Consider the following 21344-nt stretch of genomic DNA (forward strand, 5'->3'; position numbering starts at 1 on the left):
ACGCTCTCTTCTCCATTGGTTATGCAACAACTGCGTGACTACTGGGTTGCTGAGGGGGCACCGAAGACTCCAACGCTGGCAAAGGCAAGGACAGGCGGGCGGCATTGAGCACCACCAACAGCGAACTCAAAGCCATGCCCAACCCGGCTAACCAGGCGGGCATATACCCTGCCACTGCCAATGGCACGCTCAAAGCGTTATAGCCTGCCGCCCACCACAGATTCTGGCGCACCACACGCAAGGTGCGGCGCGCCAACAACACCGCCTGAGGAATCAACCAAAGGCTATCACCCAGAACCACGAAATCGGCCCTGGATTGTGCCAGTGCTACCGACTTGCCAAAGGCAAATGAGACATGGGCACCCGCCAATACCGGCCCATCGTTCAAACCATCACCCACCATCGCTACCTGTTTGGCCTGCGCCTGCAGTGCTTGCATGGCTTGTAGTTTGTCTTGCGGTGTACAGGCACCACGCCAGTGCTCAATACCAGACTGGGCAGCCACACGGGCCACTGCCATCTGCTGATCCCCCGACAGCAGGTGAACCTGTACACCAGCTTCGAGCAAAGCACGTACGGCACTTGGAGCCTGTGTGCGCAAATCTTCGACCAGATCAAAACGGGCCAACTCTTCCAACTCGCCACTGTCTTGCTGACGTACCAGATAAACCTGCTGGGCGGTTTCTTGGGCAGAAACACTGGCATTGGTGTGTCGTGCTGAACCAAGTAACACTTTACTGACAGGCCATAACGCCTGCTCATCTTGCACCCAGGCTATCAGGCCCTGTCCAGCCACCTCCTGGACTTGCGATACTTGCCAACGCGATGCCCCAGCCGCATTGGTTTCCTCTGCCTTGGCGATCACAGCCCGTGACACTGGATGGAGTGAATGACGGGCCAGTGCCGCAGCCAATGCCAGCACCTCTTTGGCGGACAGCCCTGCCGATGGCTGCACCGCAGAGACCGACATGCCATCCCGTGTCAAGGTGCCAGTCTTGTCAAAGACCAAAGTATCCACACTGGCCAGTGCTTCTAAACCCTGCAAATTGCGCACCAGCACCCCTTGGCGAGCCAAGGTGCCCGCAGCAGAAAGCATAGCTACGGGTGTAGCTAAAGACAAAGCACAAGGGCAGGTGACAATCAACACCGAAACAGCCACCATGAGCGCATGGGCTGGGTCGGTAGGCCACCACCACATCGCCGCCAAGCCAGCAGCAACCAGCACTGCCACCAGAAAAGGGCGAGCTACTTTATCGGCCAGTTGAGCGAGCCGTGGTTTTTGCAGCGATGCGCTCTCCATCAGCGCAACAATTTGACCAAACCGGGTAGCAGCCCCTGTACCTTGCACCAACACTTCCACAACAGATTGAAGGTTGTAGCTGCCTGCGGTCACCATACTGCCTTCGGTGCGTAACACGGGTGTGGATTCACCAGTCAACAGTGCCTCATCGGCCAAGGTCTGACCCAAGACAATCTGTCCATCTGCAGGAAAGGCCTCTCCGGGCAATACGCGAATGGTGTCACCCACCACAAGACGCCGCACAGCCACCCGCTCAAAATGCCCGTCTGCATTACGCCGCTCTACACTGTCGGGCAAGCGGTTCATGACGGCTTCCAGAGCGCCTGCTGTGCGGTCACGCAGACGCAATTCCAACCAGCGACCAGTCAGCAAAAAGAAGACAAACATGGTGAGAGAGTCAAAAAACACCTCTCGACCAAAAGGCCCAGATGGATCAAATGTGCCTGCGGTGCTGACCACGAAAGTAATCACCATGCCCAGCGCCACTGGCAAATCCATACTTACCCGGCGCTGACGAATATCTCGCAATGCACTGGTAAAAAAAGGCCCACAAGCAAACAGAACCACTGGCAGCGAAATAACCCAAGAAGCCCAGCGTAATAGGGTTTCCATCTCTTGGGTCAAATCACCAGGTGCTGCCACATAGGCAGGCCACGCATACATCATGACCTGCATCATGCAAAATCCAGCGACCAACCAACGCCATAGGGCACGACGATTTTCACGTCGGCGCTGTTCACGGGCCAAGGCGTCCATTGCTGGCAAGGCTCCATAGCCTGCCTTGCGCACAGCGGCAACCCACTGAGAAGGCAGCACCTGAGTAGGCTGCCACACGACCCTAGCCCGCTGAGTGGCGGCACTCACTTCTGCCTGCACAACGCCAGGCACGGCCAGCAGAGCATCTTCAATGGTCAGTGCACAAGCAGCACAGTGCATCCCCTCCAGCACCACGTGCGACTCCCACGGCACGTTGTCGGGGGCGGCATGAGCGGTTTGATGGGCGCAGGGACGGCCAAAGGCTGCCCACTCCTGGGGGTCGTCCAGCAATTCGGTGGCGGCACCAGCGGCGGCACTATGCACCACCTGCCCCGACGTAAGGACACTCTCGGAATTCGTTGACATGTGGCAAGCTTACCCCTTTTGCATGCCATACTGGCCTGTCCGCATTATTTGATTGAACCATGTACCAACATATTCTGATTGCGACCGACGGCTCAGAGCTGTCTGACAAAGCAGTGCAAAGCGGCCTGTCCTTGGCTGCTCTGGCGGGGGCCAGTGTCATTGCCCTGAAGGTAGTGCCACGTTACCCGCGCAGCTACTTCGAGGGGGGCTTGCCTGTGGATGCACAGGATATCGAGCGTATTGAAAAACAGTGGGACGAGGCAGCACATGCCTTGGTCAATAAAATCAAGGCCGATGGTGAGGCACAGGGCGTCACTGTCCAGTCGGTGATTGCCAAATCAGACTTGGTGGCAGAAGCCATCATTGCTGCTGCAAAAAAACACGAATGCGACCTGATTGTGATGGCCTCACACGGTCGCAAGGGTATACAGCGCATGCTGTTGGGCAGCGAAACACAGCATGTACTGACCCATTCGCATATTCCTGTGCTGGTGTTGCGCTAAGCCCATCAGCCTCGGCACAGACCCTCAATTTCCCGCGAGACTGCCACCCGCCCCTGCGCTAGCTGGGCGCGGTGTTTGTCAATGCGCTTGAGATCGTAGAGGTAGTTGACCATCAAACCATACGATTGCTTGATGCCTTTGGCAGAAGGGTCTCCGGCCCAATTCAGGCGCTCAACACGGGCACCATTGCCCAAATGGAAACGCGCAACCGGATCCAGTGGTTTGCCCGCTTGCAGCTCGCACGCCAAATAGTGGGCTGCGCAGTGCAATAACCATTGCCCTAGTGCTGATTTGGCGTCAAGTTCTAAGGGTTTGTCCAGCGCAGCGAGCAGATGCGTGACCTCTAGCGTTTGCGGTGCAACCACACCCACAGCCTTGGACAATTCTGCACGGCGCTTTTCTGTCAAGGACTCCCATCTGGCACTGGCCTGCTTGTTCAACCAAGATCGAAACCCTGGAATGGGCGACAGTGTGGCAAAAGTGCGCAGCCGAGGAAATTCGGCAGACAAAGTCTCTACCACATGCTTGATCAAAGAGTCCCCAAAACTGACCCCCCGCAGCCCTGTTTGGGTGTTGCTGATGGAGTAGAAAATAGCTGTGCTGGCCCGACTGATATCTGCTGGAGCTGCGGCCTCATCCAGCAAGGGGGTGATGGAGTTGGAAAGGCTCTCTACCAAGGCTACTTCGACAAAAATCAATGGCTCATTGGGCAAATTGGGGTGAAAGAAGCCATAGCAGCGACGATCGCTATCTAGCCTGTTTTTCAAATCTCCCCAGCTACGGATGTCGTGGACAGCCTCATACTGGATTAGTTTTTCCAGTAGCGATGCGGGCGAATCCCAAGACAAACGGCGCAACTCCAAGAAGGCCACATCAAACCAAGTGGAAAAAAGTTGCTCCAGATCAGCATCTAATGCCAACAACCGCTTGTCAGCCTTGAGTCTTGGCAACAACTCTGCCCGTAGATCGACAAGAAAACGCATCCCCCCCGGAAACACCGCAAAACGTTGCAACAAGCGAATTCGGGGCGATACCAGCGCACGGCGCAGCGCAATTTCAGCCTGTGCTTCGTCTTCAGTGCCCACTGCAACTTCGTAGCCCTGGCGCGCAGCTTGCACACGCACAGGGTCGGAAGCAAACTGTTCACACAACAACCACCAAACGTCTTGGCGTTCTTCGGGTTGGGCTTGGGCATACCATACAGCCACCGCCTGTGCATGGCGGGCACCCTCCACTTCACTGACCTGCACTGCTGCCGCAGCCTGCAAGTCTGCGAGCAGCTTGCGCAACGCTCTGGGAGAGAGAGCCTCATGACCGCGCCGCAACGTAGCTTGCAACCGCTCGTGGGTGGTGCGCTGGACACCAGACTTACGGGGAGCAGGGGCCACAGTGCCACTATCGCCTGAAGCATCGGCCGTTGCTGCAGAACGCAAGCGTGAGACACTGCGCGCAATCCAGTTAGTGGCGTTGGTCATGGATGCATCTCCTCTGAAAAAAGCGGCTCATTGACAGCCAACGGGCTGCTGATCCCGACAGAATACAAGACGGTGCGCAGCTCTAAGCCGTTTTTGCTTATCGATTGCGATCTGCACGCCCCTGCGCCCACCACCACAGGCCAGCACCGCCCAGTACCATCGGCAAGCACAACCATTGCCCCATGCTCAGACCCAAAGGCAATAATCCCAGAAAGCTGTCAGGCTCCCGGAAGAATTCGGCGACAAAACGTAACAAACCATAACCCAGCAAAAAGGCTGCTGCCACCTGTCCCTGCTGGCGCTTGTGCCGTGCATACAACCACAACAACACAAACAGCAGCAAGCCCTCCAACAAGAATTGATAAATCTGGGAAGGATGGCGAGGCTGTAGCGAACCACTGTGGGCAAAAACCATACCCCAAGGCAGATCGGGATGAGAAAAACGGCCCCACAACTCTCCATTGATGAAATTACCAACCCGCCCAGCAGCCAGCCCTGTAGGCACACAAGGCGCCACAAAATCTGCCACTTGGAGCCAAGGACGCTGGCGTGAACGGGCAAACCAGATCATGGATGCAATCACGCCCAACATGCCCCCGTGGAAACTCATGCCACCTTGCCAAATGGCAAAAATTTCTAGGGGATGGGCAGCGTAATAGCCAGGCTTGTAGAACAAGCAATAGCCCAACCGCCCGCCCAAAATAACGCCCACCACCCCCAAAAACAGGATGTCCTCTACATCTTTGCGTGACCAAGCCCCAGCCCCAGAGAGATGGACAAACGGTGCATGGCGCAAACGCAAACTGCCCAGGAACAGAAACAGGCCAAAGGCGGCCAGATAGGTCAGGCCATACCAATGAATGGCTACTGGGCCCAATTGCAGGGCTACCGGGTTGATATGTGGGTAAATCAGCATGGGGGCCATTGTGCCCAAACGCTGCACCCGGCTTCATCAGGAGGACATACCCCAATGCAGGAGTTGCTGCCACTCTGTCGCCGTGAGGCGAGGCATCCAGCTATTGTGATTGGCTTCAGTTTTCATCATCAGATCTGCCGGGCCACGGCTTTTGGCTTGTGCCAACAACTTCAACCCTGTGGCTGAACCAATCACTTCATCTTGACCAGCGACCAAAATACTGACTGGCCCGGTGTAGCGATGCAGGTGTTGATCTGACGCAAAATGGTCTTTGAGCAGCCATGCCACTGGCAACATCCAGTATTTTTGGGAAGCCACTTCTGTGATACTGGTAAACGGTGTGAGCAACACCACCTTGCTGGGCGGCATACTGGCCCGAGCCGCGACCTGTGTGGCAACACCAGTGCCTAAGGATTTTCCCACCAACATCACTGGCTGATCTTGGGGGGTGGAGCGGCGCCAATGCTCATAAAGCGCCACACCTTCGTTCACTATCTGTTGCTCATTGGGTTGCCCACTGCGCCAACCAAACCCCGGATATTCTGCCAACACCATGCGATACCCCATCGCATTGAATTGCTGGTGGTATGCAAGATACTTCCACGCATTGCCAGAATTACCGTGGAAAAAAATGACGGTACCCTTGCTGGGTTGCAGGTTTGGCTCTACCACAATGGCATGGCGCTGCACATCAACCCCAGAACCCGCAGGAAGGCCAGACACAACTTGTTGCAGTGGTGCTACGGCATGTTGTTCGGGGTGGTACATCAGCCGGCCTTGCTGTGCATACATGTATGCACACACCAAAAGATAGCCTGTAACCAGCAGGGCAATGCCGTATTTTGTGGTTTGTTTTTTCTGCATTTTCTCTGGAGCTGGAGACCAGACCCCCAAGGGCATGAGGGGCAGAGTCCCCCATGCCCATGCAGCCTGGTTAGTCCGTTTTAATCATCCAGCAACGAAACGTCGCGTACTGCACCCTTGTCGGCGGAAGTCACGAGCTTGGCATAAGCTTTGAGCGCAGCAGACACTTTGCGCGGGCGCGGTTGTGCGGGCTTCCAGCCCTTGGCTTCTTGCTCAGCGCGGCGTTGGGCCAACTCTTCGTCACTCAGCAGCACATCAATGCGGCGATTGGGAATGTCGATGCGGATGCGATCGCCAGTGCGCACCAAGCCAATCGCGCCACCCGCTGCTGCCTCGGGCGAGCAATGACCAATCGACAAACCCGACGTACCGCCAGAGAAGCGCCCATCGGTGAGCAAAGCACAGGCTTTGCCCAAGCCTTTGGATTTGATATAGCTGGTGGGGTAGAGCATCTCTTGCATACCAGGGCCGCCTTTCGGGCCTTCGTAACGCACCACCACCACATCACCGGCCTTGACCTTATCGCCCAATATATTCGCCACTGCTTCGTCTTGGCTTTCGGTGACATGGACGGGGCCTTCAAATACCAACAGCTCGTCGTCTACGCCCGCGGTCTTGACGACACAGCCATCCAAGGCAATGTTGCCATGCAGCACCGCCAACCCACCTTCTTTGCTGAAGGCATGGTCGTAAGAGCGGATGCAGCCTTCGGCTCGGTCGGTATCTAAACTAGGCCAGCGCACCGACTGGCTGAAGGCCACTTGCGTGGGCACGCCACCGGGGCCAGCCATGTAAAAGGTTTTCACGGCCTCGTCAGTGGTTTGCAAAATGTCCCACTGCTTGAGGGCATCGCCCAAAGTGGGGCTGTGGACGGTGGGCACATCGGTGTGCAGCTTACCGGCGCGGGCCAGTTCACCCAAAATAGCCATGATGCCACCGGCACGGTGCACGTCTTCAATGTGGTATTTGTTAGTGTTGGGAGCTACTTTGCACAGTTGTGGCACTTGCAAAGACAGGCGATCAATGTCCTTCATGGTGAAGGCAATCTCGGCTTCTTGGGCAATCGCCAAGAGGTGCAAGATGGTGTTGGTAGAGCCTCCCATCGCAATGTCCAGCGTGATGGCATTTTCAAAAGCCTTAAAGCCGATGGCGCGTGGCAACAGGTTTGCTTCGTTGCCTTCGTAATGACGCTTGGCTAACTCGACAATCAGATGCCCTGCACGTTTGAACAGCTGCTCTCGGTCGGCATGGGTAGCCACCACCGTTCCGTTGCCGGGCAAGGACAAACCCAGCGCCTCGGTCAGGCAGTTCATGGAGTTGGCAGTAAACATGCCCGAGCAAGAACCGCAGGTGGGGCAAGCCGAACGCTCTACTTCAGCCACATCGGCATCCGACACCTTGTCATCGGCGGCCATGACCATGGCATCAATCAAATCGAACTTTTTGATTTCGATGGTTTTGCTGCCGGGCTTGCTCAATTGCACCTTGCCCGCTTCCATGGGGCCACCCGAAACAAAAACCACTGGGATGTTCAGGCGCATGGCGGCCATCAACATACCGGGGGTAATTTTGTCGCAATTAGAGATACACACCATCGCATCAGCGCAATGGGCGTTGACCATGTACTCAACCGAATCGGCAATGATGTCGCGGCTGGGCAAGGAGTACAACATGCCGTCATGGCCCATCGCAATGCCATCGTCCACTGCAATGGTGTTGAACTCTTTGGCTACACCACCAGCAGCCTCAATCTCACGCGCTACCAACTGGCCCAAGTCTTTGAGATGCACATGGCCTGGCACAAACTGGGTGAATGAGTTGACCACCGCAATGATGGGTTTCTGGAAGTCGGCATCTTTCATGCCAGTGGCCCGCCACAGCGAGCGGGCACCAGCCATGTTGCGGCCAGCAGTGGAAGTTTTGGAGCGGTAAACAGGCATGGGAATTTTTCTATGGAGTTGACGCATCCATCCTGAGATGCTGTCTGATTATGTCCCAGCCCCATCAACCTGTTCTGGAACACTGTCAACGCGGCTTGTTGGGACGCATCCCCAAATTTTCTTTCTGTTTGTCCAAACGATCTTTTTTGCGTTGATCCATTTTTTCCATAGCCTTGCGCTTGGTGTAGCCGGTGGAATCGGCCCAGCCCCACCACAACAGGGTGAGGCCAAAAGGCGACAACACCCACCACCAAGACCACTGCGCGACAGGCCCGATCTCAAGATACTTCAACAAAGCCAACACGATTCCCAACATCAATAGGTACATGGCGAAATCCTTTACTGAGCCAAAAAGGGCCACTTTACCGGTACAACCCCCAAACCAAATCACTACAATCAGCGCAAAACAATGTAACTCAACCCGAAGAAAGCCCACCATGAAACGCTCTCTGACTCTTCTTGCCCTGACATTGTGTGCAGCTGTGCCCGCCATGGCCGATCAGGCATTGGCTACTGCCAAGAACTGCATGGCTTGCCATGCCGTCGACAAAAAGCTGGTTGGCCCCTCCTACAAGGACGTTGCCGCCAAATACAAGGGCGACAAAACAGCCGTAGACAAACTGGCTGCCAAGGTCATCAAGGGTGGTTCTGGCACTTGGGGCCCTGTGGCCATGCCGCCCAATCCACAAGTCAATGATGCCGAAGCCAAGAAGCTGGTGGCTTGGGTGCTGACCCAAAAATAAATGCTCAGGCGTCTTGCAACGCCCACTTCTACCGTCCGATCACGGTGCCATCATGGGTGGTGTTGTGGTCGGATTTTTATTGCATTGCCAAAGGGACACACCGCCCTAGTGCCGCGCTCCAGGCACTGTAGAGCGGGCTAACAAAGCATACATGGTGGGAACGACAAAGACCGTCAACACTGTTCCCAAGCCCATACCGCCCACAATCACCCAACCAATCTGCGTGCGGGTTTCGGCCCCCGCCCCGCTGGCAAGTGCCAAGGGCACTGCGCCTAAGACCATAGCCCCAGTGGTCATCAAAATCGGGCGCAAGCGTTGCGCCGAGGCCTGCACCAACGCATCTACCATCTCAAGCCCCTGTTGGCGCAATTGGTTGGTAAATTCAACGATCAAGATGCCATGTTTGGTGATCAAGCCCACCAAGGTGATCAACCCAATTTGCGAATACACGTTGAGTGAGCCACCACTCCAACGCAAAGCCAGCAGGGCACCGACCACCGACAACGGCACCGACACCATGATGACAAGAGGGTCGATAAAGCTCTCAAATTGCGCTGCCAACACCAGAAAAATGAACACCAGCGCCAGCACAAACACCAAGCCCAGTGCCCCTTGTGAGTTTTTGAACTCGCGTGAGGTGCCATTCAAATCAGTGGTGTAGCCGGGTTTAAGCACCCGCGCTGCGGTGGCGTCCATGAAGGCCAGCGCCTCGCCCAATGCATAGTCGGGTGCCAAATTGGCCGTGATAGTGGCTGAACGGCGTTGACCAAAGTGGTTGAGTTCGCGTGGGCTCACACTCTCGCGCACCGTCACCAAGGCCGACAGCGGAACCATGGCTTCTTTTTGGCCGCGCACATAAATGCCATCGATGTCTTCGGGGGTAGTGCGGCCACTGGGTTGGGTTTGCACAATCACATCGTATTGCTCCGCATCGCGCTTGTACCGTGTCACGGTACGCCCACCCAACATGGTTTCAATGGCCTTGGCCACCACATCCACATTCACGCCCAGATCAGCAGCCCGCTCCCGATTGACGTCAATGCGCAGTTCTGGCTTGTTCAGGCGCAAATCTACGTCGGGCGATAGGATGCCGGGGTTTTTGGCCATTTCAGCTAGCACCTGTTCAGCCACAGCACTGAGATTTTCGTAGCTGTCTGAAGTCTGGATAACATAGTGCAATGGCCTAGAGCGAAAGCCCTGCCCCAAAGAAGGCGGTGTGATGGGAAAAGCACTCACCCCTGGCAAGCTTGCAAGGCGCGGCTGTAACTGTCGGGCAATATCGAGCGTGCTGCGGCTGCGCTGCTCCCAATCTACTGTGCGATAAACCACACTCCCCTGCGAGACCGTGGGATTGCCAATGTTGGCAAAGATACGGTCAAACTCTGGATAGTTACGGCCTATTTGCTCCAGCTCCAAGGCGTAGCGGTTGGTGTAGTCTAGTGTGGCACCATCGGGTGCAGTGATGTTGGCAACAATCGTGCCCCGATCCTCTAGGGGCGACAGCTCTTGCTTCATCTGTGGATACACCCACCACAAAGTCAGGGCGCTGGCAGCCATCAGCGCCAACACCAACCACCGGGCTTGGACACAGGCAGCGCCAATGGCGCCTGCCCCCCGATAACGGGCCGTCAACAGCCAACGCAGCAGCCGTGCATACGCTTGCGACAGCGCAGTCAGGCAGCGTTCCATCGTCCGATCAAACCAGTGCGGCTGTGGGTTGTGCTTGAGCAAGAGTGAGCACATCATGGGCGAGAGTGTTAAGGCCACAAAACCTGACACGAGCACCGCACCTGCCAACGCCAGCGCAAACTCGACAAACAAACGCCCAGTGCGCCCCGGCGTAAATGCCAGCGGGGCATACACCGCAACCAGAGTCAGGGTCATGGCCACAATCGCAAAGCCAATTTCGTGCGCCCCCCGAATCGCTGCCGCAAAGGGTTCCATGCCCTCTTCAATATGGCGGTAGATGTTTTCTAGCATGACGATGGCATCGTCCACCACCAAACCAATCGCAAGTACCAGTGCCAACAGCGTCAAGGTATTGATCGAAAACCCGGCCCATTGCATCAGCGCAAACGTGCCTACCAAGCTCACCGGAATCGTAATGATGGGAATGATGGACGCGCGCAACGTGCGCAGAAAAACAAAAATCACGAGCGCCACCAACACCACAGCTTCCGCAATGGTCTGGTAAACGCTTTTCACTGAGCGATCGATAAAGATGGAATTGTCATTGGCCACTTCCACTTTGACATCGGCCGGCAAGTCGTCTTGCAAGGTTGGCAACATCGCTCGCACCCCTGCCGACAGTTCCAAAGGGTTGGCTGTGGCTTGGCGGATGATGCCCACTGAGATGGCCTCTCGGCCATTGAGCCGTACTTTGCTGCGATCACTGGCCGGGCCTTCTTCAACCTTGGCCACATCGCGCAAACGCACTGGAAATCCATTCACAGTACGCACCACGATCTCGGCAAACTGTGCAGGCTGTACCAAATTGGTCTGTGATGTCACGCTGAACTCACGTTGCTGCGACTCAATGCGCCCAGCAGGCAGCTCTAGGTTGTTGCGGCGGATAGCGTCTTCTACATCCTGTGGCGTGAGGCTATAACCGGCCAGACGCTGCGGGTCTAACCAAACACGCATGGCATAGCGCCGCTCGCCATAAATAGGCACATCGGCCACGCCCGTCACAGTTTGCAACCGCGGTTTGACGATGCGGTTGAGCAAGTCATTGATCTCTAGTGGCGTACGTGTGTCACTGCTAAACGCCAACCACATCACCGGAAAGGCATCTGCCTCGACCTTGGCAATGACAGGTTCATCCACGTCCGCAGGCAGGCGACTGCGCACCCGTGCCGTGCGATCACGCACTTCGGCGGCAGCATTGTCGGCATCTTTTTCGAGCCGGAAACGCACCGAGATTTGGCTGCGTTCGGCCCGGCTGATGGATGTGATGACATCTACAGCGTCAATGCCCGCAATCGAGTCTTCCAGTGGTTTGGTCACCTGCGACTCGACCACTTCGGCGGATGCCCCTGCATAGGAGACGCTGACCGTGACCACGGGCTCGTCAATTTTGGGATATTCACGCACCGATAAGCGCGTAAAGCTCACGGCACCGATCAGCAATACCAACAGCGACAGCACCGTGGCCAGCACTGGGCGGCGGATAGAAATTTCGGCAAGTTGCATGGCTGGTTTTAGCCCGGTTGGCCCACAGCTGCAGGCACAAACAGCTGCACCTTGGCACCATCTTTCTGCAAACGTTGTTGACCTGCCGTGACCACGCTGTCGCCAGACTCTAAGCCTTGGATGACTTCCACCCAACCATCACGGCGCAACCCTAACTGCACCGTCGTACGGCGCACTTGCCCCGACCGAGCATCGGTAGCAGGTTCAAACTTCCAAACGATTGCGGCATTGCCCTGCGGCACAATCGCTTCCTCGGGCACCATGCGGGCATCAGAGCGCAATCCCAGCTCTACGCTGATGCGTGCAAACATACCAGGGCGCAAAGGGCCATTGCGATTGTCCAAGCTGGCTCGCACCAGCAGCGAGCGACCGTTGGCATCAATTTGTGGGTCGAGTGCTTGCACCATCGCCGTGTATTGAGCACCCGGTAAGGCATCCAATGTGATGCGGACGGTCTGCCCACGTTGAATCTGACGCTGATAGCGTTCAGGCAAACGGAAATCCACCAACAAACCGTCAATGTCCTCGATATTGACAATATCCGTACCGTCTTTCAGGTAGTCGCCCACATGGACATTGCCAATACCAGCCACACCATCGAAAGGTGCGACCATGCGCAGCCGAGCAGCCGTGGCTTGGGCCAAAGCCAATTTGGCTTGGGCCACTTCCAGATTGGCCGCACTCTCCTCCAATGACCGTTGGCTGATGAAGCCTTGGGCCACCAGTTCCTGATTGCGCTGATGGTTGGCTTGGGCGATAGAGCGTTCTGCTTGTGCCTGCTGCACTTGGGCCTTGGGCAATTGATCGTCTAACTGGGCCAACAGCTGCCCTTGGCGCACCAGTGCCCCATCACGAAAATGCAATGCCATGATGCGTCCGCTCACTTCTGGACGCAACACGACACTGCGCCGAGAACGCAAACTCCCCACAGCCTGCACCTCATCGCGCAGTGTGACCGTGCGCACCACAGCCACCTCAACACTTACCGGTTTGGCCGCACCTGTCTGCGCTCGGCCAGCCTCCACCACAGGCACCACGGCAGGAGACGATACAGGTTTTTGCCACCACCAGGCAGCAAAACCGGAGCCAGCAATGCCAATTGCGGCAACAACAAGATAGAGTGCTCTGGTGGCCATGAAAAGGGCAAGAACTGGTCGGGCAAGGGAGGGCAGCACTGTAGCAGCGCATTCTCGCCAAGCAACCACTTCACATAAACAAGCACCCCCAAAACGGGGCTTTTTACGCCAGCTTTACCTGTAAACAGCCTATGGCTTACATCCCAGCGCCTGCTCAACGCCCCGGTTAGCCAACCCATCGGCACGTTCATTGCCCGGATCACCCGAATGGCCTTTCACCCAGTGCCAAGCGATGCGGTGTCCCCCTCCTTGCACCAAAGCATCCAGACGTTGCCAAAGCTCGAGATTTTTGACGGGTTGCTTGTTGGCGGTTCTCCAGCCCTTGGCTTTCCAGCCATGAATCCACTCAGTAATACCTTTGCGCACGTATTGGCTGTCTAGGTACAACGCTACTGAACAAGGCCGCTTGAGTGCCGACAGTGCCTCAATGACGGCCAACAACTCCATACGGTTATTGGTAGTGTCCAACTCGCCACCAAACAACTCTTTCTCCACACTGCCAGAACGCAGGAGCACGCCCCACCCCCCAGGGCCGGGGTTGCCCTTGCAGGCTCCATCGGTATAAATCTGAACCTCGTTCATTGTTTCCTATCCATGTTGTTCATCGCTGGTACGGCTCAGCGCCGACACAGCCTGCGCTGCCCGTGGCGGGCGCTGGCGCCATGCTGGCTCCAACAGCCGCATACCATGCACACGCTTGATAGCCACGACAAAATAGCCAGCACCCAGTATGGGCCAGGCATGGGGGCCCAATCGATCTAACCAAGCAAAGCGGCGCAGCCAACCCGCTGTGCGCAATGCAGGGCGATAGCAACCAAACTGGGCTTGGCCCACCTCAAAACTCAACAGACGCAACCAATCGCGCAAACGCCAAGGCGTGATGAACTCACAGTCCTCCGGCAAATACCACGGCCCACCCCAACGCTGAAGAAATCGCCGCTGGTGCAGCCCCCACAAACTGATTGGGTTAATGCCACTGATCACCACCCGCCCCTCGGGCAACAAGACCCGCGCCACTTCTCGCAAGGTAGCATGGGGGTCAGCACTCAACTCCAATGTATGTGGCAACAACACCAAATCGAGGCTGTTATCGGCAAATGGCAGCGCCCCCGTGTGTAGCAGCAGATCTGGGGCAGGGCCAGCCCCAGGGCCAGCCACGAACGTTGCGCCCGCCGCTCGCCAGCAGTGGGGAATGCGACTAGAGCGCAGCCCTTGCAACAAGGGCATGCCCATTTGTAAAGCATGGTAACCAAAAATATCAGCCACTGCCGCATCAAAACAGCCCTGCTCCCATTGCAACAGGTAGTGTCCCGGCGGAGAATCGAACCAATGGTGCAAATCTATAATTTCGGTACTCATGAATCTGCTACCACTGCCCGCCTTCTCCGATAACTATATCTGGATGCTGCACGATGCAGGCCAGGCGCTTGTAATTGACCCCGGCGATGCTGCGCCAGTGCTGCAAGCACTGGAGAAGTTCGGGTTACAACTACAGGCGATTCTAGTCACGCACCACCATTCCGATCATGTGGGGGGTGTTTCGGCTCTTCACGCGGCCACTGGGGCCATTGTCCGTGGCCCTGCCCGAGAGAGCATGCCAACAGGCACTGTGCCAGTGCATGGTGGGGAGCAGGTACACGCGCTGGGCCTGTCCTTTGATGTGCTGGATGTGCCCGGTCACACGGCGGGCCACGTTGCTTACTATGCTGCGGTGCCTACACAGGCACCATTGCTTTTTTGTGGTGACACTCTATTTTCTGGCGGTTGTGGGCGCCTTTTTGAGGGTACCCCCGCACAAATGTTGACCTCGCTGGACACCCTGGCGGCGCTGCCCCCAGACACCCGCGTCTGCTGTGCGCACGAATACACACTGTCCAATCTTCGGTTTGCCCGTGCTGTAGAGCCCGACAACACAGCCTTGGCACAATACGAACAGCATTGTGAGGCTCTGCGAGCACAGCAACTGCCTACCCTGCCATCGCACATTGGTCTGGAGCGGCAGATCAATCCTTTTCTGCGAGCGCGCATACCCGCTGTAGCCGCAGCGGCGCAAACCCAAGCACCCTCTTCTTGTCTTAACCCCGATGATGCAGTGGCCGTGTTAGCCACCTTGCGGGAATGGAAGAACAATTTCTGATGCAACTCCTGTCTCTGACCTGTCTGGCAGGTGCCCTGCTGCTCTCGGGCTGTGCCACCACCACCCTCAGCACTGGCCCTACTGCTGCCGTAAACACTACCGATAATGCCTGGGAATCCCCACGCTATAGTGCATTAGGCGCCGACAAGACCTTGCAACCCATCACTCCGGCCAAAGCGGGTAATGGTAAGGTGGCGCCGCTGTTCACCCCTGCTGATTTGTGGGATCGCATCCGACGGGGTTTTGCCATGCCCGATCTGGAACATGAGTTGGTGCAAGACCGCGAGCAGTGGTATGCCCATCGTCCAGAATACATGCAGCGCATGACCGAACGCTCCAGCAAATACCTGTTCCATATCGTTGAGGAACTGGAGCGCCGAGGCATGCCCACTGAGTTGGCCCTGTTGCCTTATATCGAAAGTGCCTTCAACCCACAGGCTGTCTCCAGTGCCAAGGCTGCAGGCATGTGGCAATTCATGCCCGCCACTGGCACTTATTTTGACTTGAAGCAAAACGTTTTTCGCGACGACCGACGCGATGTATTGGCCTCCACCCGCGCAGCGTTGGACTATCTGCAAAAGCTGCATGGTATGTTTGGCGACTGGCACTTGGCACTGGCGGCCTACAACTGGGGAGAGGGCAGCGTAGGGCGTGCCATTGCCAAAAACCAAAAGGCAGGGCTGGGCACACGCTACACCGACCTGAACATGCCCGCTGAGACGCGGATGTATGTGCCCAAACTGCAAGCAGTGAAAAACATCGTTGCCAACCCCGATGCCTTCAAAACCGAACTGCCACTGATTGAAAACCACCCATACTTCCAAACTGTAGACATCACCCGCGACATTGATGTGGCACTGGTGGCTCGCTTGGCTGGTGTGCGTGAGGCAGACTTTCGGGCACTCAACCCCTCTTTTAACAAGCCGGTCATTCTGGCGGCAGGCACGCCGCAAATTTTGCTGCCTTGGGACAACGCCAAAGTGTTTGAGCGCAACCTAGAAGCGCACAACCAAGGCCAATACGCCAGTTGGACGGTCTGGACAGTGCCTAGCACCATGAGCGTCACCGAAGCTGCACAACGCGCCGGTATGCCTGAAAGCGAGTTGCGCGCACTCAACAATATCCCGCCGCGGATGCTCATCAAAGCGGGTTCTGCGCTGATGGTGCCACGCTCTACCACCACGCGCGAAGATGTTACCGAACATGTAGCAGACAACGGTCAGATTGCGTTAACTCCAGAAATCGTCACACGGCGCACGGTTGTACGGGCCAAAAAACGTGACACGGTGCTCACACTGGCACAACGCTACCGTGTGAGTCCAGCCAACGTGGCTGACTGGAACGACGTCAAGCTCAAGGCAGCCTTCAAACCAGGACAAGAAGTGGTGCTGTTTGTACCTGTGTCACTCAAGGCACAGGTTGCAGCCCGAGACTCTGGTAAGAAAACGACCTCCACTACAGCAGTTGCCTCCAAGGCAGGCAACAAAAAAGCCGTGGGCGGCAAGGAGCGCACGGTCACAGCGGCCTCCAGCGCCAAAAAGAAAGAGCCTGCGCGCAAAGTGGCACAGGCTGACCCCCCTGCCAAAGTACGCCGCCACTGAGCCTTGGGGCCAAGCCCCGCCCCACAGGTAACCGGCAGCCCTGCAAATATGTGGGGTGGGTCGGTTTTGTGCCTTTCAAGGAATATCCATGCGACAGTTCAAGTTCAGTCTGCACTCCGTTTTTCTTTGGCTGACAGCCTTGTCGCTGCTTTTGGTGTTGCTCACCTTTGCTGCCTTGGCCCGTCTGTCTGCAGCCGCAGACCGTGTGATTGAAGTGGATGGCAATCTGCACCACTCATACCTGCTGGCCGATATGCTGCGCCAAAGTTCAGATGACTTGACCCGATTGGCCAGAACCTATGCGGTCACAGGAGATCCGCAATTTGAGAAGCAATACTGGGATGTGCTGGCTATTCGCAATGGCAACAAACCGATGCCAGAAGCCTATCACCGCATTTATTGGGATTTGGTGGCAGCAGGACAAACCCAGCCACGCCCAGCAGGCCAAAAGGCTTCTTTGCGCCAATTGATGAAAGAGGCTGGATTTACAGAGGTCGAATTTGCCAAGCTGGATGAAGCCGTAGAAAAATCTGACACCTTGGTACGCCTAGAAACCATTGCCATCAACGCCGTTAAGGGCCAATTTGATGATGGCAAAGGAGGCTTTACCCGGCATGGTCGCCCCGACCTGGAGTTGGCACAACGGCTGATGCACGATGCCAACTACCATGCCGAAAAAGCCAAGATCATGCAGCCCATTGACGAGTTTTTTGCCATGATGGAGCTGCGCACGCAAAATACCGTGCAAACAGCAGCACAAGACCGTGAAACCGCCCGCAATCAAGTTTGGGCCACCATTTTGTTCAATTTTTTTGGGGTGGCATTGGGCTTGCGCTTAGCCTACCAGCACCTGCTCAAAGTGTTGGGTGGTGAGCCTGCCACGGCCACAGAGGCCGTGCAGCGGGTGGCCAATGGCGATATGCGCGAGCTGACACTGAACAAACGTGTCCGTAGCAACAGCTTGCTGGGACATCTCAAAACCATGCAGCACAAGCTGGGCTTGGCGTTGGCCGATGTCAAATCGGCCTCTGGCGCTGTCCACCGTGGCACCCAAGACATCAAGGCTTCCATCATGCAACAGGCGGCCTCCTCTTCACAGATGTCGGCTTCCGTGAGCGAAATCACCGCCACCATGGAAGAGATGTCGGTAACTTCATCACAAATTGCCGAACATGCCAAATCGGTCGTCGATTTGGCAGAACAGGGTTGGCACAACAGCCGCGACTGCCTGCAAGCCATTGAAGAGGTGCAATCACGCATGGCAGGCATACGCGCCCAAAGCGAACATGGCACCGAAGAAATCATTGCGCTGGGGGTTAAATCCAAGCAAATTGGCAAAGTGATGGAAATCATTAACGACATTGCCGGCCAAACCCGCCTGATTGCCTTCAATGCGGCCTTAGAAGCCTCCAGTGCTGGTGATGCCGGACGGCGGTTTTCTGTGGTAGCCAGTGAGATTCGCCGTTTGGCCGATAGCGTAACCTCTTCAACACAAGAAATTGCCGAAGAAATCAATGCCATCCAAGACTCGATTGAACGCCTGGTGTTGACTTCCGAAAAGGGGGTGGCCAGCATTGCAGAGGGCATACAGGCCACGGGCACCGCCACCCAACGCCTCGAAGCCATGGTCACCGCCACCAGCCGCACCAACGAGGCGGCCTTGCAGATTTCTCTGTCCACCCAGCAGCAAAAAACCGCCAACAGTCAAATTTTGACGGCCTTGCGTGAAATCATGCAAGCCAGTGGCAATACCTCCGATTCCATCCAAAGTATTTCCAAGGTCAGCCAGCACTTGTCGGGATTGGCCGCTTCGCTCAATGAAGCTGTGGCCAATTTTGAGCACGATCCACACCCAGAATCAGCCCTGGCAAACCAGCGCGCATAAGCACATGCCACAGGCAGTAAAGGCCATGCCAGCCAAAATACGGGTAGTGATTGCCGATGACAGCACCTTGACGCGCGAGTTGCTCAGGGCTTTGCTACAGGAAGAAGACGATATTGATGTGGTGGGTGAGGCGGCCAATGGCCGCGAAGCACTTGATCAGGTTCGGCGCCTGCGACCCGATGTTCTGACGCTGGACATCATCATGCCGATCATGCCTGGCCCACAGGCCATCCGCGAAATCATGGCTGTGTGCCCTCTGCCCATTTTGGTGCTGAGCAGCGTAGCTGATGCCAAAAATGCATTTGACTGCATCCAAGGTGGGGCGCTGGATGTGGTCATGAAACCCCTGTTCAACGCCAGTTCAGGGGCCGAACTGGCCCGGCGCATTCGTGTGCTGGCTAAAACCCGTGTCATGCGCCACTGGTCTATGCTCCGACCTTCCAGCACCACCCAACCCCCCTTGGAGGCCCGCGGAACCACCGATCTGCACAAACAGCCGTTTCACCGTGTTTTTGCGATTGCCGCCTCCACAGGTGGCCCCCAAGCATTGGCCGCTATTTTGCCTTCCCTGCCAGCCCATTTTCCTTGTCCGGTGGTTGTGGCACAGCATGTGGCCCTGGGTTTTGCCCAAGGTATGGTGGATTGGTTGAGCAGCCTGTGTCCTATGCCTGTGCATCTGGTCAACCAAACAGTGCCCCTACAGGCTGGACACATCTACATTGCACCACCAGAGCGCAATCTGTGCATCAACCGACAGCAACACCTGATTCTGGAAGAGCAGATGCCGGGGGATATCTTCCACCCCAACTGCGACTGCCTGCTCCACTCGGTTGCAGAAGTCTGTGGGGCACAGGCTGTGGGCATTATCCTATCGGGGATGAGCTCTGATGGCGCCAAAGGCATAGCCCGGATTCGCCAGCGAGGGGGGGTTACCTTGGCCCAAGATGAAGCCAGTTCTGTGATTTTTGGTATGAACCGTGTGGCCATTGAGTCAGGCGCTGTGCAGCAGGTCTTGCCCGTCACCGCGATTGCCGACTCCATGCAAAAGCTCGCTGGTAAATCCACATGAGTCCACTGGTTGATCTGGCACCGTTCAAGGTGCTCATTCATGAGCGTTGTGGGCTGGGCTTTGCAAGCGAGGGGGACGACTATAAGTTGCGCCAAGCCATCTTGGCACGCACCCAATCCCTGCGGCTGCGGGCAGATGCTTATTTTTTGCACTTAGGCTTCAACCACGGTGAGTTTCAAGAACTGGTCAACCTACTGACCATCAACGAAACCTACTTCTTTCGTGAACCCGAACAGTTGCGTTTTGTGGTTGACCGAGTGGTGCCGCGCCTAGTGGCCCGGCACGCTGCCTACCCCATCCGTATTCTCAGTGCTGGCTGCTCGTCTGGTGAAGAACCCTACTCCTTGGCCATCGCCCTACAAGAAAAATACGGCCCTATCGCCGCGGAAATGTTTTCTATCCACGCGGCTGATATTGACAGCGCCATGGTCGAAAAAGCCCGGCAAGGTGTTTTTTCCGACTTCTCTTTCCGTGGTGTGGCCCCCGAAATCCGGCAACGCTATTTCCAAAAATCAGCCGCTGGTTATACCTTGGCAGCAGAGATACGCCAACGCGTGACGTTTCGATTGCTGAATTTGGTGCAGCCAGAACGGCCCCTGACCCTCACAGACTTTCACGTCATTCTGTTTCGCAACGTCTCCATCTATTTTGATACCGCCACCCGCCGACGCATCCAGCAGCATTTGGCTGAAATGCTCAAGCCCGATGGCCTGCTGTTCACTGGCATTGCCGAGACCCTTGCCAACGACCTACAGGTTTTTCAGCTGGTAGAAGAAGAAGGCACCTTTTATTTCTCTAAGGACAAAACACCACCACTGCCGAGTGCGCCCGCGCCCCGTACGCCCTCCCCCTTGGCAGCAACATCCTCCCTTCTGACGCCCAAACCGCCAGCACGAGCCCCAACCGCCAGCACCCCAACCACGCCAGCACAGAAACCCTACACCCCCCCCGCCCCCGATAGCCAAGCCCTGCGCCGCTTGGTGGCCGGACAGCATTACGATCAGGCCTTGCCACAGCTCGACACTGCCATAGCCACAGCCCCCCAGAATCCGGCTTTGTTGCTGCTCAAGGCATTGGTGCTGCTGGAGCGACGTCAGTTCTCAGATGCCACCGCCCTGGCCCAACAAGTGCTGGCACAAGACCACTGGTCGATTGATGCCAGCTTTTTGCTAGGCCAAATCGCCCGCAATCAGCAACAAATGGATGAGGCCATCCGCTGGTTCAAACAAGCTGCTTACGCACACCATGCCTGTTGGCCGGCCCACTATTATCTGGCTGACCTGTACCGCCAGCGGGGTGATGTGCAACTGGCGCGCCGCGCCTACCGTGCCGTGCTGCAATTGCTGGACGACCCCAGCACCAACCACGGTATCGGCCACATACCACTGGCCCTGCCCAGTAGCGAAATCCGCAAACTCTGTGAACGCCATCTGGCGACGCTGGTTGGGGAACGGAGATAAA

Annotated in this window: 17 protein-coding genes; 7 read left to right on the plus strand and 10 right to left on the minus strand. The window is 56.5% G+C overall.

Annotation, left to right across the window (positions count from 1 at the left end; all coding sequences use genetic code 11):
- Positions 1-19: 19 nt before the first annotated feature.
- Positions 20-2422 (minus strand): heavy metal translocating P-type ATPase, encoded by a 2403-nt coding sequence (locus ACFO6X_RS06005; RefSeq protein ID WP_382431059.1) that lies wholly within the window; start codon positions 2420-2422, stop codon positions 20-22.
- Between the two features lie 59 nt (positions 2423-2481).
- Between ACFO6X_RS06005 and ACFO6X_RS06010 the strand changes: the two genes are divergently transcribed.
- On the plus strand, positions 2482-2925 hold the full coding sequence (locus ACFO6X_RS06010) for a universal stress protein (RefSeq protein ID WP_382431061.1): 444 nt from the start codon (positions 2482-2484) through the stop codon (positions 2923-2925).
- 5 nt (positions 2926-2930) lie between these two features.
- On the opposite strand, the gene ACFO6X_RS06015 is transcribed toward ACFO6X_RS06010, so the two are convergent.
- From ACFO6X_RS06015 to ACFO6X_RS06035, 5 genes are all read right to left on the minus strand, one after another.
- Positions 2931-4400, minus strand: coding sequence for a malonyl-CoA decarboxylase (locus ACFO6X_RS06015; protein WP_382431063.1), 1470 nt, complete (start codon positions 4398-4400; stop codon positions 2931-2933).
- A gap of 97 nt (positions 4401-4497) precedes the next feature.
- The gene (lgt, locus tag ACFO6X_RS06020; protein ID WP_382431065.1) at positions 4498-5316 is read right to left on the minus strand and encodes a prolipoprotein diacylglyceryl transferase; all 819 of its coding nucleotides are present in this window, start codon (positions 5314-5316) and stop codon (positions 4498-4500) included.
- Positions 5317-5352: 36 nt separating this feature from the next.
- Positions 5353-6108, minus strand: a complete 756-nt coding sequence (locus ACFO6X_RS06025) for an alpha/beta hydrolase (RefSeq protein WP_382431067.1) — start codon at positions 6106-6108, stop codon at positions 5353-5355.
- Positions 6109-6260: 152 nt separating this feature from the next.
- Positions 6261-8120: a dihydroxy-acid dehydratase gene (gene ilvD, locus ACFO6X_RS06030; protein ID WP_382431069.1), complete on the minus strand. Its 1860-nt coding sequence runs from the start codon at positions 8118-8120 to the stop codon at positions 6261-6263.
- A gap of 85 nt (positions 8121-8205) precedes the next feature.
- Positions 8206-8448 carry a TIGR04438 family Trp-rich protein gene (locus ACFO6X_RS06035; RefSeq protein ID WP_382431258.1) on the minus strand — a complete coding sequence of 81 codons (243 nt, stop codon included), beginning with the start codon at positions 8446-8448 and terminating at the stop codon, positions 8206-8208.
- A 109-nt stretch (positions 8449-8557) separates the two neighbouring features.
- Between ACFO6X_RS06035 and ACFO6X_RS06040 the strand changes: the two genes are divergently transcribed.
- Positions 8558-8863 carry a c-type cytochrome gene (locus tag ACFO6X_RS06040; protein ID WP_382431071.1) on the plus strand — a complete coding sequence of 102 codons (306 nt, stop codon included), beginning with the start codon at positions 8558-8560 and terminating at the stop codon, positions 8861-8863.
- A gap of 105 nt (positions 8864-8968) precedes the next feature.
- On the opposite strand, the gene ACFO6X_RS06045 is transcribed toward ACFO6X_RS06040, so the two are convergent.
- The 4 genes from ACFO6X_RS06045 to ACFO6X_RS06060 form a co-directional block, all read right to left on the minus strand.
- Positions 8969-12055: an efflux RND transporter permease subunit gene (locus ACFO6X_RS06045; RefSeq protein WP_382431073.1), complete on the minus strand. Its 3087-nt coding sequence runs from the start codon at positions 12053-12055 to the stop codon at positions 8969-8971.
- 8 nt (positions 12056-12063) lie between these two features.
- Positions 12064-13191: an efflux RND transporter periplasmic adaptor subunit gene (locus ACFO6X_RS06050; protein WP_382431075.1), complete on the minus strand. Its 1128-nt coding sequence runs from the start codon at positions 13189-13191 to the stop codon at positions 12064-12066.
- A 129-nt stretch (positions 13192-13320) separates the two neighbouring features.
- On the minus strand, positions 13321-13773 hold the full coding sequence (rnhA, locus tag ACFO6X_RS06055) for a ribonuclease HI (protein ID WP_382431077.1): 453 nt from the start codon (positions 13771-13773) through the stop codon (positions 13321-13323).
- A gap of 6 nt (positions 13774-13779) precedes the next feature.
- Entirely contained in the window at positions 13780-14550 is a 771-nt protein-coding gene (locus ACFO6X_RS06060) for a class I SAM-dependent methyltransferase (protein WP_382431079.1), read from the minus strand.
- Between ACFO6X_RS06060 and gloB the strand changes: the two genes are divergently transcribed.
- From gloB to ACFO6X_RS06085, 5 genes are all read left to right on the plus strand, one after another.
- Complete coding sequence (gloB, locus tag ACFO6X_RS06065; RefSeq protein WP_382431081.1) at positions 14549-15328, plus strand: hydroxyacylglutathione hydrolase; 780 nt, start codon at positions 14549-14551, stop codon at positions 15326-15328. The two genes, ACFO6X_RS06060 and gloB, sit on opposite strands and share 2 nt — an antisense overlap.
- Complete coding sequence (locus tag ACFO6X_RS06070; protein ID WP_382431083.1) at positions 15328-16929, plus strand: transglycosylase SLT domain-containing protein; 1602 nt, start codon at positions 15328-15330, stop codon at positions 16927-16929. Before gloB ends, ACFO6X_RS06070 begins: the two co-directional genes overlap by 1 nt.
- Before the next feature lie 88 nt (positions 16930-17017).
- Positions 17018-18814, plus strand: a complete 1797-nt coding sequence (locus ACFO6X_RS06075; RefSeq protein ID WP_382431084.1) for a methyl-accepting chemotaxis protein — start codon at positions 17018-17020, stop codon at positions 18812-18814.
- 4 nt (positions 18815-18818) lie between these two features.
- Positions 18819-19883 carry a chemotaxis-specific protein-glutamate methyltransferase CheB gene (cheB, locus tag ACFO6X_RS06080; RefSeq protein ID WP_382431086.1) on the plus strand — a complete coding sequence of 355 codons (1065 nt, stop codon included), beginning with the start codon at positions 18819-18821 and terminating at the stop codon, positions 19881-19883.
- Positions 19880-21343, plus strand: coding sequence for a CheR family methyltransferase (locus ACFO6X_RS06085; RefSeq protein ID WP_382431088.1), 1464 nt, complete (start codon positions 19880-19882; stop codon positions 21341-21343). The genes cheB and ACFO6X_RS06085 overlap by 4 nt, the downstream gene beginning before the upstream one ends.
- Position 21344: the final 1 nt, after the last annotated feature.

Source organism: Giesbergeria sinuosa (assembly GCF_042652905.1).
Classification (GTDB): Bacteria; Pseudomonadota; Gammaproteobacteria; order Burkholderiales; family Burkholderiaceae_C; genus Simplicispira; species Simplicispira sinuosa.